Source organism: Wenzhouxiangella sp. YN1, from assembly GCF_056324145.1.
The window spans coordinates 1-306 of sequence record NZ_JBJNIO010000009.1 but is presented as its reverse complement, the minus strand read 5'-3'; the positions used below and the strand labels follow the sequence as shown (position 1 = coordinate 306).

Annotated in this window: 1 pseudogene; it reads left to right on the top strand. The window is 70.9% G+C overall.

Annotated elements, in window-relative coordinates:
* Positions 1-306 (top strand): annotated as a pseudogene (locus tag ACEWQZ_RS00020) (IS3 family transposase); the annotation flags it as partial.

The window sequence follows — 306 nt, the reverse complement described above, 5'->3', positions numbered from 1 at the left end:
GCCGGCTCCGACGCCCAGGGCTGGAGCGCCCGGGACAAGTTCGCCGCCGTAATCGAGACTGCGCCGATGAACGCCTCCGAGCGCTCGGAGTACTGCCGCAAGCGCGGCCTGTATCCGGAGCAGCTGGCCGCCTGGCGCCGTGCCTGCGAACAGGCCAACGACTGGGCCGAGGAGCGCGGTGGCCAGCAGATCAAGGCCGACCGCGAGCAGCGGCGCCGCACGCGCGAACTCGAGCGCGAGCTGGCGCGCAAGGAAAAGGCGCTGGCCGAGACGGCGGCCTTGCTCACCTTGTCAAAAAAAGCCCGG